Source organism: Enterococcus raffinosus (genome assembly GCF_001886185.1).
Taxonomy (GTDB): domain Bacteria; phylum Bacillota; class Bacilli; order Lactobacillales; family Enterococcaceae; genus Enterococcus_A; species Enterococcus_A raffinosus.
The window spans coordinates 26,359-42,278 of record NZ_JXLA01000034.1 but is presented as its reverse complement, the minus strand read 5'-3'; the positions used below and the strand labels follow the sequence as shown (position 1 = coordinate 42,278).

At 37.9% G+C, this 15,920-nt stretch carries 13 protein-coding genes and 2 pseudogenes; 12 read left to right on the top strand and 3 right to left on the bottom strand.

The genetic code is table 11. The features are described 5' to 3' along the window. The coding region (locus RV13_RS16105) for a linear amide C-N hydrolase (RefSeq protein ID WP_143142056.1) at positions 1–447 on the top strand (447 nt) is incomplete at its 5' end. Between the two features lie 184 nt (positions 448–631). On the opposite strand, the pseudogene RV13_RS16100 reads toward RV13_RS16105, so the two are convergent. Further along, positions 632–1,971, bottom strand: a pseudogene (locus tag RV13_RS16100) (ISL3 family transposase). 255 nt (positions 1,972–2,226) lie between these two features. Between RV13_RS16100 and RV13_RS21680 the strand changes: the two are divergent. The 3 genes and pseudogenes from RV13_RS21680 to RV13_RS16090 all read left to right on the top strand — a co-directional run. Next, positions 2,227–2,648, top strand: a pseudogene (locus RV13_RS21680) (transposase); the annotation flags it as partial. A 1-nt stretch (position 2,649) separates the two neighbouring features. Beyond that, positions 2,650–2,829: hypothetical protein (locus tag RV13_RS21170; protein ID WP_211276174.1), on the top strand; the 180-nt coding region annotated here is incomplete at its 5' end. Positions 2,830–3,249: 420 nt separating this feature from the next. Beyond that, positions 3,250–3,936 carry a hypothetical protein gene (locus tag RV13_RS16090; RefSeq protein WP_010743569.1) on the top strand — a complete coding sequence of 229 codons (687 nt, stop codon included), beginning with the start codon at positions 3,250–3,252 and terminating at the stop codon, positions 3,934–3,936. A 289-nt stretch (positions 3,937–4,225) separates the two neighbouring features. Here the strand turns inward: RV13_RS16090 and RV13_RS16085 are convergent, their stop codons facing one another. Next, positions 4,226–4,480, bottom strand: a complete 255-nt coding sequence (locus RV13_RS16085; RefSeq protein WP_010743567.1) for a hypothetical protein — start codon at positions 4,478–4,480, stop codon at positions 4,226–4,228. Between the two features lie 478 nt (positions 4,481–4,958). Here RV13_RS16085 and RV13_RS16080 point away from each other — a divergent pair, with 478 nt between their 5' ends. The 6 genes from RV13_RS16080 (at position 4,959) to RV13_RS16055 (ending at position 11,485) form a co-directional block, all read left to right on the top strand. Continuing rightward, positions 4,959–5,861 (top strand): permease, encoded by a 903-nt coding sequence (locus RV13_RS16080; RefSeq protein WP_028020428.1) that lies wholly within the window; start codon positions 4,959–4,961, stop codon positions 5,859–5,861. Positions 5,862–5,871: 10 nt separating this feature from the next. Continuing rightward, positions 5,872–6,708 carry a TIGR03943 family putative permease subunit gene (locus RV13_RS16075; protein WP_010743565.1) on the top strand — a complete coding sequence of 279 codons (837 nt, stop codon included), beginning with the start codon at positions 5,872–5,874 and terminating at the stop codon, positions 6,706–6,708. Between the two features lie 213 nt (positions 6,709–6,921). Further along, the gene (locus tag RV13_RS16070; RefSeq protein ID WP_010743564.1) at positions 6,922–7,602 is read left to right on the top strand and encodes a response regulator transcription factor; all 681 of its coding nucleotides are present in this window, start codon (positions 6,922–6,924) and stop codon (positions 7,600–7,602) included. Next, positions 7,599–8,588, top strand: coding sequence for a sensor histidine kinase (locus RV13_RS16065; protein WP_010743563.1), 990 nt, complete (start codon positions 7,599–7,601; stop codon positions 8,586–8,588). Before RV13_RS16070 ends, RV13_RS16065 begins: the two co-directional genes overlap by 4 nt. A gap of 143 nt (positions 8,589–8,731) precedes the next feature. Beyond that, a complete protein-coding gene (locus RV13_RS16060; protein ID WP_010743562.1) occupies positions 8,732–9,493 on the top strand; it encodes an ABC transporter ATP-binding protein in 762 nt (253 codons plus the stop codon). A gap of 3 nt (positions 9,494–9,496) precedes the next feature. Further along, the gene (locus RV13_RS16055; RefSeq protein WP_010743561.1) at positions 9,497–11,485 is read left to right on the top strand and encodes an ABC transporter permease; all 1,989 of its coding nucleotides are present in this window, start codon (positions 9,497–9,499) and stop codon (positions 11,483–11,485) included. A gap of 36 nt (positions 11,486–11,521) precedes the next feature. Here the strand turns inward: RV13_RS16055 and RV13_RS16050 are convergent, their stop codons facing one another. Then, a complete protein-coding gene (locus tag RV13_RS16050; protein WP_010743560.1) occupies positions 11,522–12,682 on the bottom strand; it encodes a cation diffusion facilitator family transporter in 1,161 nt (386 codons plus the stop codon). Positions 12,683–12,914: 232 nt separating this feature from the next. Between RV13_RS16050 and RV13_RS16045 the strand changes: the two genes are divergently transcribed. Both RV13_RS16045 and RV13_RS16035 read left to right on the top strand, forming a co-directional pair. Then, the gene (locus tag RV13_RS16045) at positions 12,915–13,256 is read left to right on the top strand and encodes a DMT family transporter (protein ID WP_010743559.1); all 342 of its coding nucleotides are present in this window, start codon (positions 12,915–12,917) and stop codon (positions 13,254–13,256) included. A 476-nt stretch (positions 13,257–13,732) separates the two neighbouring features. Next, positions 13,733–15,703: a glucosaminidase domain-containing protein gene (locus tag RV13_RS16035; RefSeq protein WP_010743557.1), complete on the top strand. Its 1,971-nt coding sequence runs from the start codon at positions 13,733–13,735 to the stop codon at positions 15,701–15,703. The last annotated feature ends 217 nt before the right edge of the window (positions 15,704–15,920 follow it).

The window sequence follows — 15,920 nt, the reverse complement described above, 5'->3', positions numbered from 1 at the left end:
CAATTATTTAATTTAAACAATTATCGTGTATTGTCGAGTGAAACACCTAATAATAATTTTTCAGATCAAATTAGTTTGAACGCTTATAGTCGTGGGATGGGAGGAATAGGTTTGCCTGGAGATTTATCTTCTGTTTCTCGTTTTGTTAAAGCGACATTTACTAAACTAAACTCATTATCAGGAGATTCAGAATCAGAAAGTATTAGCCAGTTTTTCCATATCTTAGGTTCAGTAGAACAACAAAAAGGTTTATGTGATGTTGGTGACGGAAAATACGAATATACTATTTATTCTTCTTGTTGTAATGTAGATAAAGGAATTTATTATTATCGTACGTATGAAGATAGTCAAATCACAGCCATAGATATGAATAAAGAAGATTTAAATGGTGAGGAATTAATTAGATATCCGATAATGAAAAAACAACAAATAAAATATGCTAATTAATTATTTGGGTATTTTTATTAAAAAGCCGAGAATACTTGTGACTTCAGTCTTGAGAGGTTCAATAAAATGTACTATTAACTAATTAATTGTAAAAGCTGATGAATCATTTCCTCAATATTTTTAGGCTCTTCGTCAATGAGTGTTGGTGAAGAAATTCAATAGAATAATCGAGATACTCACACGGCTAGACAGCTATCTTGTCTAGCCGTGTTGTTGTTCTGGCTTTAGTCAGTTGGGTAGTATTCTTAGTTTTCTTAAAATATTTTCCTCGATATAAAAAGATTCGTTCTCGGTAGTTTTGAAAGTTTCTAAAGCCATAGGCAATTCGTTTTAGTACTTTGATATGGTTATTCAGACATTCTATAGGCCGTTGGAATAGGGAACGCGCAACGCTCGTTTGATTTCTGTTTGGTATTTCTTGAAGGTCGTGAACACTGGTTGGTAGTGCTTTGGCAACTCCTTGTAGTCTTCTTTTAGGAGCGCGACGAATTCAGGAACATCTTGTCTTCTGATAACGAAAAGAAAATCCTGGTAGACTTCGTAGCCTCGCTTTAAGGAATCATCATAAGATAATAGCCGATCGACTATCTCCGCTTCTGTCAGATGATCTCGAAATGACGGACGCCAGTAGCGATGCTGACCCTTCAATTCCCACGCATTCTTTTGAAGTAGTCTCCAGTATTTCTTTAAGTGCTTCGACCGACGATCCCCTTTTTTAAAGGTCTTCATTACTTGAATTCGGTGGTTGGTAAAAGCCCGACCAATGTGTTGGCTAATATGAAAGCGATCGGCGACGATTCGGGCATTCGGAAAACACTCTTTCACCAATGTGCGATAAGGTGTATAGAAATCTGAAACCACTAGACGTACTTGTTCACGGACTTTTCTAGGGTAGCGCAAGAAATAGTCGCGTAGAGGATTGAGTTGCCAATTTTCCACAATATCAATCAGTTGATGGGTCTTGCCGTCCATCATGACAAAGCTCATGGCTCCCGAGACGTTTTTCACCGATTTGAATTCATCGAAACACACCACTTCTGGTAACGGCTGGTTCAAAGAAACGGTTTTAGGCCGAAGGCTGCGAAGTATTCGAATGACAGTGGTCGGAGAAATGTGCTTCATACGTGCAATCAAAGACATAGAAATAGGCTCACTTAATAGCTCAAGAATGGCTTGTTTGACTCTGCGGGCGATGGAGCAGCGACGATCACTAACTGAATCTTCTGCTAAAAAAGTCTTTCCACAGTGTTTACATTTGAAGCGCTGTTTGTTAATCCGCAGAATGGTCTTGTAGTTACTGACATCATTCAATAAGATGGATACTTTTTTCCAGCCCCATTTAATGATCGTTTGCTTATTTTGATAGTGACAATGGAAGCATTCCTCTGGTTGATAGGTCAATGTGCCATCAAAAACAAAACATGTTTCGTCATTGATTCGCTCTTTGCGAAAGGCATCTTCATGAAAGATAAGATTTAGGTCTAGAATATCTAGTAACTCTTTGGTAAACTCTGAATAGGACATCTTGAAACACTCCTTTGAATGGTTTTCGTCGACTTTATTCTAAAGGATTTCAAGGTGTCTGTTTGCATTTATTAGAAAAAAGAAAAAGTATTGGCAACAGAAGGCGTCACCAACACTAGATATTATAGAGCCATTTTCTGCTTTAGATGTTTTTTTATACTTGAATTTACACTTTAAGTGCAACACATAAAAAATGACTCATAATCAATATCCAACTAGAATAGGTTTGTCGAGAACACTACTAGGAGGAAGACAATTAGGAGCCAGTACCATCATCTTACCATACTCGAACGAGAAAGAATCTTTCTACTTCATGAAGAAGGTGTTTCTATTAGAAAAATCGGCAACGACATTCATCGTAGCCCGTCTACCATTTCACGTGAATTGAGAAGAAACAAGGAGAAAACCTACTCACCTTCCAAAGCAGACAAAAAGTATACTTCTCGTAGAAAGAATTGCGGGCGTCATAACCTTCTAAAAGATCCGCGAATTTGGTCAATTGTTCGTCATTTATTTGTCGATTTTCAATGGTCGCCAGAGGAAATCTCCAATCGTTTGAAGCTTGAACAGGTGGACTTCTCAATCAGTTTTATCACGATCTACCGTGCCATTTACAATGGTATTTTCGATACAGAACCGCTCTCCCATGGCAATAGAGGGCTGATCCGTTCATTACGNTCACCAACACTAGATATTATAGAGCCTATTTTTACACCCTTAAACAACGGAGCTCCTCTGGGAGCTTCTTTTTTACACTATGATTTTCCCGCGATTAACACGGTAGCTATATATTGCGATCTTTCGATTATTCCAGCAGAATATCTGCTTATTCTTATGAAGAAGCAAAATAGAGAATAAGGTTTTAGTGCTCATTGGAGCCTTTCTGTTCTGGCGAAAAAATATTAGGTTTCCTTCGTCATCAGGCTTAGCAGTAGTCAGTGGAATAAGGGTACTGCCCATTTGTGTATATATTTCCTTTGTATTCCTCATGAAAAGGATTCGCAGTTAGTTGTCTCAATAATTCGCCAGCCTTCATTTCATACCTTCTTCCGTTGGAATCTACTTGATTCAAATTTTAGCATGATACTTGTCTTGCCGACAACTGAATATCTTCTTACAATATCAGTTCCTGATTTTTAAACACGATTTAATTATAGTATGCAGGCTTATATTAAAATTTATTTATAAATAAACAATGTTATTGAGAAACAATAGATAAAACGTTAATATATAAAAGTTGCAATGTCGCTTTTATATATGAAAGGAGAAAATTGAATAATGAAAAGGAAAAAATATGTAGTCGTAACACTCATCATTGTAATAGCTTTTATTGGTTTAGCCGGTAAAAATTATGCAGACAGTATTTTAAACTGGGGTGGGGAACAGAATATTTCTACCATCAATGATAACTTAGATAAGTTGAATGATTCATTATCAGATAAAGAACAGAAAATCATACAATTATCCAATAAATCAGCAAGTACAGAGGGCCAATTAACTCAATTTCAAAAAGATATTGATAGTTACAAGCAACAGTTAGAAGCTTTGAAAAATGAAAAAAATCAATTAGCTGGAGAAAAAACTAGTTTAGAATCTCAATTAAATAGTAAAAATGGAGAACTTCAATCTAAACAGCAAGAAATCGCAGATAAATTAAAGGAAATTGAGCAGAAAAACCAAGAGATCAATCAGAAAAACCAAGAATTTAATACTAAATTGCAGGATGCACAAAATAAAGCTAATGATTTACAAAATACCATTAATTCACTAAATAACCAGATTAACACTTTAAACAGTGAAAAAAATTCTTTGCAAGCAGAACTGGATTCTACTAAACAACAATTAGCAAGTGCAAACAAAGAAAATTCTAATTTAAAAGCTTATATTGATAAATTAAACAAGGCTAAACAAGATGTAAAAGATACAGCTAACAAGTCTCAACAAATAGTTGATCAACATCAATAAAAGAGAAAAGATTTCTAGCCCACGATAAGTTATTTTCCCATTGCACATGAAACCGTTTCATTGTATACTATTCATATCCTAAAAACATTTTTTTCATTACTTCAGAACGCTCGAACGACCGGGCGTTCTATTTTTTTGAGTAAATCTATCTTGTCAAATGTAACCGCTCGCTGTATACTTTAGTCACCAACAACCCTAAAACACTTTTTCATAATCCTTGGAGCCCTGGACTAATCGGGAGCTCCTTTTTTTTGTTGTTTTATGTTGGTAAATTAAAAAGCCCGAAAAATCAGGCTTTTACCATATCAAATTCCATCATAATTTTTGTTTTTCCGATCACAGCGTACTTTTTTACAATGAATTGTTTTCTCTTATTATAATCGCCAGCCACTACAACATTCATGCCATCTTCTACGTCAGCTAGAAAATTCAAAGAGTGACCAGCAATCAAGCAACTAACATCATCTAACTTAAAGAAGACAAGGGGACATTCCGACATCTTTAAAATTTTAATTTTGATAACTGTTCCTGTTATTGACTGCATGCGATCACTCTATTCTAAATTGATAAACTTATTATACGAATGTACGTTCGTATTTTCGAGCGAACAAAAGATTAAGAATGAAAGGGGCAGAAAAGGGGCAAAAAATCCTAACTAGTTCGTTCTAGCTCGTTTTTTATCGTAATTTAATCGTTGTTAAACGTTGATTTCAAGCGTTTTTTGACCAGTTTGAACAAGCGATAAAACAGCCATAATAAAAGATGCTGTAAAATAATAGCAAAATGAACCCGTTGCATGGATTTTCATGTGACGGGTTTTTTGTATGTGAAGGAGTTGGAAAATAAGAGCGAGATGGGGAAGAATAGAACCATTTTTATGAATCAGGAACCCTTACAAAAATTAATAATACATGAAGTAAACCATAAAAATATCTAAAAAAAAGTTTGTGAATTAAAATTTTCTTGTGTCTTTTGACGAAAAAGAGTATATCTTTAAGCAGTGAATTTTTTGGAGGAGACACATGTTTAATTTTCTGCCACATTCCGTTTTACAAATGAGCGCGATTTTTCTATCGATTGTTATCGAGGCGATCCCATTTGTGTTATTAGGTTGTATTATTTCTGGAGCGCTGCAGGTTTTTCTAACGCCTGAACGCGTGCGGAAAATCTTGCCTAACAATAAATTTTTAGCCATACTCGTTGGTTCTTTTCTCGGCTTCTTCTTTCCTTCCTGCGAATGCGGGATCGTGCCGATTGTCACACAATTCATACGTAAAGGAGTGCCGGAACACACGGCTTTTGCCTTTATGGTAACTGCACCGATTATCAATCCGATCGTTTTGTTCTCGACCTACATTGCCTTTGGCAACAGCGTGAAGTTTGCTTTGCTGCGAGGGATTGGCAGTTTGATTGTTGCTCTGATTATTGGCTCATGGATTGCTTATTTTAATCGTACACCGATCTTAAAAACGGCGCTGCATGATCATAGTCATTCGCACCATCATCATGATAAGGCGAAGCGAGAATCATTTGGTGGAAACGTCTGGTCTGTTTTAGTCCACGGCATCGATGAATTTTTTGATACGGGCCGCTATTTGATTATTGGAGCGCTGATTGCCAGCAGTATGCAGGTCTATTTACCGACACAATTCATGATGCAGCTGACTTCTTCGAAAATCGTTGGTATTTTAGTCATGCTGATTCTGGCTTTTACGATGTCTCTTTGCTCAGAGGCGGATGCTTTTGTTGGTTCCTCTTTATTAAGTCTATTTGGAACCAATGCGATTGTGGCTTTTCTAGTCTTTGGACCAATGGTGGATATCAAGAACTTGATGATGATGAAACGCAGCTTTCACGGCAAATTTATTTTGCAGCTGATTGCTTTGATCAGTGTGATCGTTACAATCTACGCACTTGTACTATAGGAGGAGACCAATGATTCGTTTTTTGATTTTATCCGGCTATTTTGAATTAATGATGTATCTACAGGTTTCCGGCAAGCTGGATCAGTACATCAATGTCCATTATCGCTACCTCATTTATCTGACAATGTTTTTATCATTGTTGTTAGCCCTTGTACAGTTGAAAATCTGGGCAAGCGGAGAAAAACATCAGGACCACGACCATCATGAGGGGCATGATCACGCCTTGAATAAGCCTTATCAAAGAGGGATCGCGTATCTTCTATTGATTTTACCCTTAGTCGTGGGGACACTTTTTCCAACGATCAGTCTGGATACGACGATCGTTGAGGCTAAAGGCTTTAGCTTTCCTATCAGTAAGGAGTCTGTAGGGGACCCTGAAATGAACACCCAGTATTTGAAGCCTGACACGAGTATTTATTACAATAAAAGCGACTATAACGACCAAATGACGAAGTTGATGAAAAAATATGAGGCTGATCAAAAATTAGCAATTACAGATGAGAATTACTTAGAAGTGATGGAATTGATTTACAACTACCCAAACTCCTTTGTCGGCAAGAAGATTTCCTTTAATGGGTTTGTTTATGAGGCGAATAAGAATCATCAGAAATATGATTTTCTTTTCCGATTCGGCATCATTCATTGTGTGGCAGATTCTGGGGTCTTTGGATTGATGACCAAACTGCCGGAAAATACGACAGTGAAAAATAATCAATGGCTACATGTGGAAGGGACGATTACGCTAGATTTCTTTGAGCCATTTGACCGTCAAATCCCTTCCGTGCAAGTTGACAGCGCCCAAACAGTCAGTGCACCGAAAAATCAATATGTGTATCGCGCATTTTAGCATGTAGCAAAGGTTATGACAGAAGTGATCAGCTTTAAGAGATGAGAAGGAATTTCCGAAAATTGCTTTTGGTACATCGTTTATTCGAAAAGAGGAAGTGTGGCAAGATTTTTGCCACACTTCCTCTTTTTTTTTTTTTGCTCGATTCAAGTTAGTTACCGAAATTGTAAAATTTTCTAGTATAATAAAAAGAAAAAATAGAAGGAACTGTAAATGACAAATAAAATTTTTCTTGTAGAGGACGATAAGACGATCGTCTCAGTAATTGAACAGCATCTGACACAATGGGGCATGGATTGTTATGTAGCGGACGATTTTCAGCGGGTATTTGCTGACTTTCAAAAAGTACAGCCGGATTTGGTAATTTTAGATATCTCCTTGCCATATTTCAATGGTTTTTACTGGTGTCAAGAAATACGTAAAGTTTCTGAAGTGCCGATTATTTTTTTATCGTCTGCCAAAGATCAAATGAATCAGGTGATGGCGCTAAATATGGGTGCGGATGAATTTATTGAGAAGCCTTTTGAACTGACGATCCTATTAGCGAAGATCCAAGCGCTCCTGCGACGCAGTTATCAATATGGGCAACAATTGACCTATACCTTTGGTGAATATCAATTTGTACCAGCAACCAATCAAATCCAATCACCGACTGATCAACTGCCGCTGACTCCCAATGAATCACGGATTCTTAGTGTTTTGTTCGCGACTCAAGGAAAGATTGTCCCTCGCGAGCAAATCATCGAAACCCTGTGGCAGAGTGATGATTTTATTGATAACAATACGTTGGCCGTCAACCTCACACGATTACGAAAAAAACTAAAGGAGTTTGGAATAGACAGTTTAATACAAACCGTCAAAAACAAAGGTTATCTAATAGAGGGAAAAGAATGAAACTACTGAAGAGCTTTTTTTATGAGCGGCGTGTCATTTATGGCATGTATTTCTTTTTTTGGGTCCTAATTTATTTAACATTCTATCTTTATGAATACAACTTTGGACCGTTTTGGGACAGCTGGCTGTTTACGATGTTTCTCTTAATTGTCTATTCTATCGTTTCCTTTTATCGTGCCTTCCGCAAACAGAAAAAACTGGAACTCTTAGCGACAAAGGATCTGCAATTAAGCAATCTGATTTTTCTGCCTAAAGCGGACACGCTAAGCGAAAAAAACTATCAAGAGGTGCTGCGTCTGGTGCTTGAAAAGAAGAACCAGCAGCAAGACGAGCTGCAACAAAATCAAAAGAACATGCTGGATGATTTCGGACTTTGGCTACATCAAATCAAAACACCGGTCGCTGCCTTAGACCTATTGATCCAGTTGGGTCAAATCGAGCCTCGAAGGATGAAGAATGAGGTATTCAAAATCAATGAATACCTGCAAATGATTCTTAACTATATGCGTCAAAACTTAGATCAAGCGGACTTGGTTTTTCAACAGCTGTCAATCGAGAAAATCATAAAATCAGTCGTAAAAAAATATGCGACATTTTTCTCTCAGAAAAATCTGAGTTTACAGCTGGGAAACCTTGAAGGGCAAGTTTACTCTGATCAGAAATGGTTGATTTTCATTTTGGAGCAGGTCATTTTTAACGCGATTAAATATACAGAGGACGGAACGATCAGCATTGCTTTTAGTGAAAATCAGTTGATCATTAAAGATACCGGTATGGGCATTCGGGCGGAGGATTTACCGCGAGTCTTTGAAAAGGGCTATACTGGCATGAACGGTCGTGAACAGCAAAGAGCCAGCGGCTTAGGTCTTTATCTCAGTCAAGAGGCCGCAGGAAAACTAGGCTGCCATCTCTATCTTGAGTCACAGGTAAAAAAAGGAACCAAAGTAACGATTGTTTTTCCAGAAGAAATTTCAGCTTTTGAATAAATCCAAACTTTCATGATTGTAAGTTTGGATTTATTTTCGTAAGTAGTGTTTTTACAGGCAAGCTTTTATGATGAAGTAGAGGAGCTGATCAGAGAGTCGTTTGATCAGAAAATGACTTCAATACGAACGGGGAGGAATTCAAAATGAATGAACTATTAAAAGTAGAGAATATTAAAAAGATTTATCAAACTCAGTTCAAGGGAATGCCTGTAGAAGCCTTGAGAAATATCGATTTAACGGTTGAAAAGGGAGATTACGTAGCGATTATGGGAGAATCAGGCTCCGGAAAAAGTACGCTGCTGAATCTGATCGCAACATTAGATAAGCCTTCATCCGGGACGATTTTATTGGATGGTATGGATTTGAACACTATTAAGGAAAAAAATGCGGCCGCCTTTCGAAGAGACCATCTAGGATTTGTGTTCCAGGATTTCAATTTGTTAGACACCTTTTCTGTAAAGGATAATATTTTATTGCCGCTGGTACTTTCACAAACACCCGTCAAGCAATTGATGGATGAGCTTAAACCAGTGGTAAAGGCTCTTGGTATTGAGAAGCTGTTAGAGAAGTATCCCTATGAGTTGTCTGGCGGGCAAAAACAGAGGGTCGCTGTCGCAAGAGCGATCATCACCAATCCTGAGCTGCTATTAGCTGACGAGCCCACTGGAGCATTGGATTCAAAAACATCGGAGCAGCTGCTGCAGATTTTTCAACGATTGAATTATAACGGGCAAACGATTCTAATGGTGACACACAGCTCGATTGCGGCCAGTCATGCGAGACGTGTGCTTTTTATAAAGGATGGGCAGGTTTATCACCAGTTATACCGGGGAAACAAGGACAATTATGAGTTTCTAGAAACGATTAACGAAACACTGACAGCCTTGCTATCAAAGGAGGCGTAACGGATGTTCTATGCGAAATTAGCTTTAACCAATTTGAAAAAGAACCATCGCGGTTATCTGCCTTTTCTTATCTCCATGCTGTTTTTAGTCGCTATTAACACGATGACACAGGTGATAGTGAACAATGAAGGGATGCGCGCCCTGCCTGGTGGTGGTTCGGCCAGTGCTATGTTTGGCTTGGGACATATCGTGATCATAATCTTTACGATAATCTTTTCTTTCTACACCAATAGTTTTTTGTTGAAACAGCGTAAAAAAGAACTGGGTTTATATAATATTTTAGGTCTAGGAAAACGCGAGCTGTATCAATTAATGATTTGGGAAAATCTTCTAAGCTTCCTGATTGTAATCGTTTCGGGATTATTGACGGGCATCGTTTTATCTAAATTTTCCTTTTTAGTCCTTCGTCGTTTAATCAGTGTAGGAAATGCTTTTGTCTTCCAGCTATCACCGAAAAGTCTTGGATTTGTCACGTTACTCTTTGTGGGAATTTTCTTCTTGCTGCTGTTGATCAATTGCTGGCAAATCAGTCGAACCAATCCGATTTCGTTGTTACATGGCAGTAAAAAAGGAGAGCAGGAGCCAAAAGCTCGTTGGTTTCTCGCTATTCTAGGTTTGGCGTGCTTAGGTGGCGGCTACGGAATTGCAGTAATGATTGAGTCGCCGCTGAGTGCGTTAAACCTGTTCTTTGTTGCGATCATCCTAGTAATCTTAGGAACTTATTTCCTGTTTACCGCTGGAAGTATCGCATTATTGAAGCTTCTAAAAAGAAACGAGCGATTTTATTATAAAACCAATCATTTTATCTCCGTTTCAAGTATGATGTATCGAATGAAGCAGAATGCAGCAGGATTAGCGAGCATTTGTATTCTGTCAACCATGGTATTGGTCACTGCCGCTACCACCGCGAGTCTATTTTTCGGTCAGAAGGATGTTGAAAACACACGTTATCCTCGTGAGGTAATGGTTTCTACTGTTCACAAGCCTGAGCTTGTTGAGCAGGCGATCGAAACGATTAGTGCTGAAAAACAAGCACAGTTGACGAAACAAGTTTATCTAACGTCTACCAAAAGTATCATGTTTCAACCGAAAAACGGCAATTATCAGACAACCAGTGCAGAAGATTTTTACAATACCAAATCGCCATCGGTTACACTGATAAATTTTATGACTGCACAGGAATATGAGAAGCATACGAGTGAGAAACCGAATTTGAAGGACGATGAAATTTATTTCTATCCCGTTAGTGGCGATATCAAAGAAAATACTCTTAAGCTGGAGAATCAGGACTATAAAATCAAAAAACGAATCAATCAATTTCCCGGAATCAATCAACAAGTGGAGCTGACCGACTCATTTGTCGTTGTACTGGCAAATCAAGCAGTACTTGAACGTTGTTTGGCAGATTGGTTTCCTAAGCAATCTGAGGCCGCGGCTGTCTACCCTGAATATAATTTTTTGTTTAATACGAAGCTAAAGGAAAAAAACAAGCAGAGTGATTTTGCTCAATCGCTTCGTGCACGATTAACCCAGCAATTAGGAGAGGGACAATTCACCTTTGACGATAGATATACCTTTGTTGCTGAGAACAAGGTATTTACTGGCGGATTTTTCTTTTTAGGAATCGTTTTTGGCGCTACCTTTATTCTAGCCACTGCTCTGATTATCTACTATAAGCAGATTTCTGAAGGGATCGATGACCGAGAGCGGTTTGAGATATTACAAAAGGTTGGAATGAGTCATCGTGAAGTCAAGAAGGTAATAAGCAGTCAAGTAATGATGGTCTTTTCCTTTCCATTAGTTGTCGCGGTCATCCATCTAGGATTTGCTTTTCCGTTGATTAAAAAATTACTCGTTCTATTTGGGCTGGTGAATTGGAAGCTATTCTTACTTATTTGTGGGATCGTTACCGTGATTTTCGCCATTCTCTATTTCATCGTTTATCGTTTGACGGCGCGTAGCTATTATCAATTGGTAGAACGAAAGAGCTAAAAAGCATTGGTCTTCGGACCAATGCTTTTCTTGTAATTATAATAAGTATGTTCGGTCAAAGGTGATGCTCAGTTTTGCTGGCTCACTTTGTGAGATGAATTGGCTGCTTATTTGATCTTGTAGCTGTGTATTTGTTCTCTTTTTTAGGTCTTCTGGTACTACTAAATCAAAATAAATGGTTTCGGGGGTCGTTGTTTTGTCTACCCGTAAATCGTGAAAGCGAAGATTTTGATGAATATCCTTTAAAATCCGTTTTAAGACAGGCGCAATACGCTTAAAATCAGGATCGTCAATCGGATAGGGATCTAAGTGACAAACCAGATCCACCCCTAAATTTTGTTTTACGTCATATTCGATGGCATCGATCACTTCATGGGCGTGGGGCAAGGTCCAGTCTTGATTTACCTCGATATGAACGGAAGCAAAGACGCTATTTGGTCCATAGCTGTGTATCAGCAGATCATGATACCCGATGATGTCGGGATAATTATCCAAATGTTGACGAATGGCTGCGACTTCCTCGTCACGCGGGCGAACACCCATCAAATCATTGATAAACCCCATGATCATCTTAATTCCTGAATAAATAATGTACAAAGCAATTAGAAAACCAATGTATCCATCAATTCGCCAGCCGCTGAACCATTCGATAATGGCAGAAATCAAAACAGCGATGGTCGTATACACATCATTGATACTATCTTGAGCAGTAGCTTTTAGGGTATCGGAACTTATTTCGCGACTTAATCTGCGATACATAAAAGACTGCCAAAACTTCATGAGGATCGATAAAACCAAAACGATGTATACGATCGGAGAAAGCAACACGCTGCTTGGATGTAGAATTTTAACAAAGGAACTGTCTAAGAAGCGAAATCCGACGTAGGTCACTAAAATGGAGATAACGAACCCGCTAATATATTCGAAACGCTCATGGCCGTAGGGATGATCCTCATCAGCAGGCTTGCCGGCAATTTTAAAACCTGCAAGGGTGATAAAGGAAGAGGCAGTATCAGACAAATTGTTCATGGCATCCGCCATAATTGAAACACTGCCCGAAAGTGAGCCAATAAAAAATTTGGCTAGGAAAAGAGCAAGGTTTGAGATCAAACCTAAGATTCCTGCCAAAATACCTACACTGGTGCGTTTATTTCCTTTAGAGCGATCTGTAATTTTATTTATTAAAAAAGTCAGCATAACAATCATCCTTATCAATCAATTAATAATAGTATAACTGAAAATCCAGACAATAAGAAGCCAAATCCACTAACTGCAAATAAAGGTAAACTTTAAATAATTGAGGTTTACCACAAAGTTTAAGTTCTTTTTTGAAGAATTTTAATAGAAAATTTGCAGATATCTCAGCTATTTAAAATGAAAGCACTTTATAATAATAGATGTAAAGGGATTCAATAATGGAGGAATGATTATGGAAAATCAAGTAGATATAACATTATGGAAGATTCAAACGAGTAATGTCGTCACCGCCTTGGAAGATTTTATCGAAGACTGGAAAGTATCTCATAATAGCGATCTAGATGAGTACCTCCGTAGTTATCCGGGATATTTCAAAAGTGATGAGCCGACACGTGAAGCGATTCGTCTTGTGTTAGGCTACGCAAAAGAGTTGATGGATGGTGAACGTGATAGCGTTGGTTTTTATGAAAATAAAATCTGGCGTACTGAAAACGGTGAGAGTGTTCGTATGACTCACTTCCATGAACGCTCAATCTCGAAACTGATGCAAAAAATTGTAAAAGAAAAGGTGTAAAAGTCGGATGAACCTAAACACTTCGCTGTTTTGTTTAGGTTCATCTGACTTTTTTATAAGACATCTTACGTAAAAAATCTTGAAGGGACAGATTCTTACTAATCCTTCAAGATTTTTTTATTTTTCCACGTATGTTTTATTTATAAAAATATTTATTCTGGTGAATTTATTCATTTCATTTCTCTAATATTATATTAAATAAATTGATTCCTAGGTTTAACCAGGAGGGAAATGTATCAAATGTTATTTTTTCTTCTAGAATTCATTTTAATAATAATCGTTGATTTATCAGTACTTGAATTGACTAAAAAAGATGCAAAACGGGTGAATTCGATTTTTCTATTTAATAATTTTGAAGATTTTATGAACAATGGTCGACTCTTTAGACATGCTTTTAAATTAATGATATTATAGTAAGTAATTAAGGAAAATAATTATATATGGAAATATATTTAAATTAGAAATGAGGTATAGATGTGAAGTACAACAAGATTGTAAGTTTATTAGCGCTGGGAACGTTATTCGGCCCGACTCTTTTATCTTCACAACAAGCTTTTGCTGAAGAAAGTGGAACAGTTGCCAGCAATTCTGCTACGACTTCATCTACACAGCAATCAACTGAAACTACGAATCCGGGAAGCACAGAAGACACTGGGAATTCTGAAACGCCAATTCCTGATCCAGAACCAGCGACACCACATAATTTATTGGCAAATGGCGCACCTATTGCTAATAATACCTTTAGTGATGCAAATGGCGCTCAAATTTCCTTCCAATATACATCAGATAATGGATTAGTAGAAAATACAGCCGTTCATTATACAGTGACAGTGCCTGAGAATGTAAAAATAAAAGAAGTTAAGGTTATCAATGCAACAACACAAGCATTGATCCACTCAAGTGCAGAAGTAAACGGTGTGTTTACGATGCCAGATGCCGATGTATCGATTCAACTGGAGACTGTAAAAGAAGAAAAACCAGCACCAACGCCAACACCGAAACCAGAGGAAAAACCTAGTGGGAACACAAGCGGTAACAGCAATAATCAAAATAATAATAGTAACAAAGATAAACCCGCAACGAATTCAAACAATCAAACAACGCAAAATCCAACGGTGAATACACCTTCAGCGAATCAGGAGCAGCCGGCAGCGGCTCGTCAGCCTGGAGCAGAGGATGCGGCAGCAGCAGATATTCGTGTACCATCCAATCAAACGGCACCAACATTTAGTAATGAAGTACAAACAGCGATTGTTCAGGAAGCCTATCGTCATCTTGGCAAACCGTATGTATGGGGAGCGAAAGGGCCAAATGCCTTTGACTGTTCTGGTTTAGCTTATGTTGTATACGCCAATGCGACCGGCCATAATATTGGCGGCTGGACAGGTGATCAACAATATGCCGGCACACAAATTCCAGTTAGCGAAGCACAGCCTGGGGATTTATTGTTCTGGGGAGCACCTACTAGTGTAACGACACACGTAGCGATCTACATCGGCAACGGCCAATACATTCATGCTCCGCAACCTGGCGATGTTGTGAAGATTGGCAGCATTAGCGCCTTCACACCGACATTTGCGGTTCGAGTAAATATCTCAGGTTTGCCAAAAGCCACAGGGTCCTTGTCAAATGCTTTCGGCGAATACAGTACGAATCAGCCGTTTATTTTTAACAAAAACCAAACGACCGATCAATTCATTAAGAAAATCGGAGAAATTTCTCGTGAAATCGGACAGAAAAATGGTATTTATTCTTCAGTAATGATCGCACAAGCGATTTTAGAAAGCGGCTCTGGAAATAGTTCATTAGCCAGTGAACCAAACTATAACTTATTTGGGATCAAGGGCAAGTATAAGGATCAAGGTGTGACTTTCCAAACACTTGAGCAGGACAATGTGGGCGCAAGCTTCCAAATTACTTCTGAGTTTAGAAAGTACCCTTCTTATAAAGAGTCTTTAGAAGATTATGCGAAATTGATCAAAAAAGGCATTTCAGGAAATGAAGATTTCTACAAAGCCACTTGGAAGGATCAAACAGAGTCCTATAAGGATGCTACAGAGCATCTTCAAGGGCGTTATGCGACAGATAAACAATACGCTGAAAAATTGAATGCGATTATCAAAGCCTATGATTTAACCGAGTTTGATCATGCGAAGGAAACGAAAGAAAAAACTACGGGACCTAAGATCGAAGCAACAAAAACAACCGTGGATGTCAATGACGAAATTCAATCAAAATTGATTGCTAGCATTGTCAATAGTCCTCGTATTCCGCAAGTGATGTCAACGAAGCATTTTGTCAATCTTTTCCGCAGTGAAAGTTTGATTGCTTTAGCAGCAACGGCATTACCAGCTAAAAAGACTTTAAACGAAGCGTTACCAACAACCGCTTCAATCTATGTTTCTTTAAGTAATGGATTGCTAGCGATCATTCCGCCAATGAAGTAGAATTTAAACATCAAAAGCTGTTAAGTGAAAACTTGACAGCTTTTTTTCTTTAAAAATAGTGGAATTTGTGTGAAAATGAAATCGTATTCTTTTGTTCAGTAGCAATAGAAAGAGAAAAGGAATTATTTCACAAGTTAACTGATATTGTGAATTTATACTTGGGATTTAAAAAAATGCAAAATGAGCTGCTAAACCGCTTATTTTGTTTTTTTATGAC

Coding starts and splice junctions, on each gene's coding strand:
- RV13_RS16090 (WP_010743569.1), top strand. CDS start 3,250: ATGAAAAGGAAAAAATATGTAGTCGTAACACTCATCATTGTAATAGCT.
- RV13_RS16085 (WP_010743567.1), bottom strand. CDS start 4,480: ATGCAGTCAATAACAGGAACAGTTATCAAAATTAAAATTTTAAAGATG.
- RV13_RS16080 (WP_028020428.1), top strand. CDS start 4,959: ATGTTTAATTTTCTGCCACATTCCGTTTTACAAATGAGCGCGATTTTT.
- RV13_RS16075 (WP_010743565.1), top strand. CDS start 5,872: ATGATTCGTTTTTTGATTTTATCCGGCTATTTTGAATTAATGATGTAT.
- RV13_RS16070 (WP_010743564.1), top strand. CDS start 6,922: ATGACAAATAAAATTTTTCTTGTAGAGGACGATAAGACGATCGTCTCA.
- RV13_RS16065 (WP_010743563.1), top strand. CDS start 7,599: ATGAAACTACTGAAGAGCTTTTTTTATGAGCGGCGTGTCATTTATGGC.
- RV13_RS16060 (WP_010743562.1), top strand. CDS start 8,732: ATGAATGAACTATTAAAAGTAGAGAATATTAAAAAGATTTATCAAACT.
- RV13_RS16055 (WP_010743561.1), top strand. CDS start 9,497: ATGTTCTATGCGAAATTAGCTTTAACCAATTTGAAAAAGAACCATCGC.
- RV13_RS16050 (WP_010743560.1), bottom strand. CDS start 12,682: ATGCTGACTTTTTTAATAAATAAAATTACAGATCGCTCTAAAGGAAAT.
- RV13_RS16045 (WP_010743559.1), top strand. CDS start 12,915: ATGGAAAATCAAGTAGATATAACATTATGGAAGATTCAAACGAGTAAT.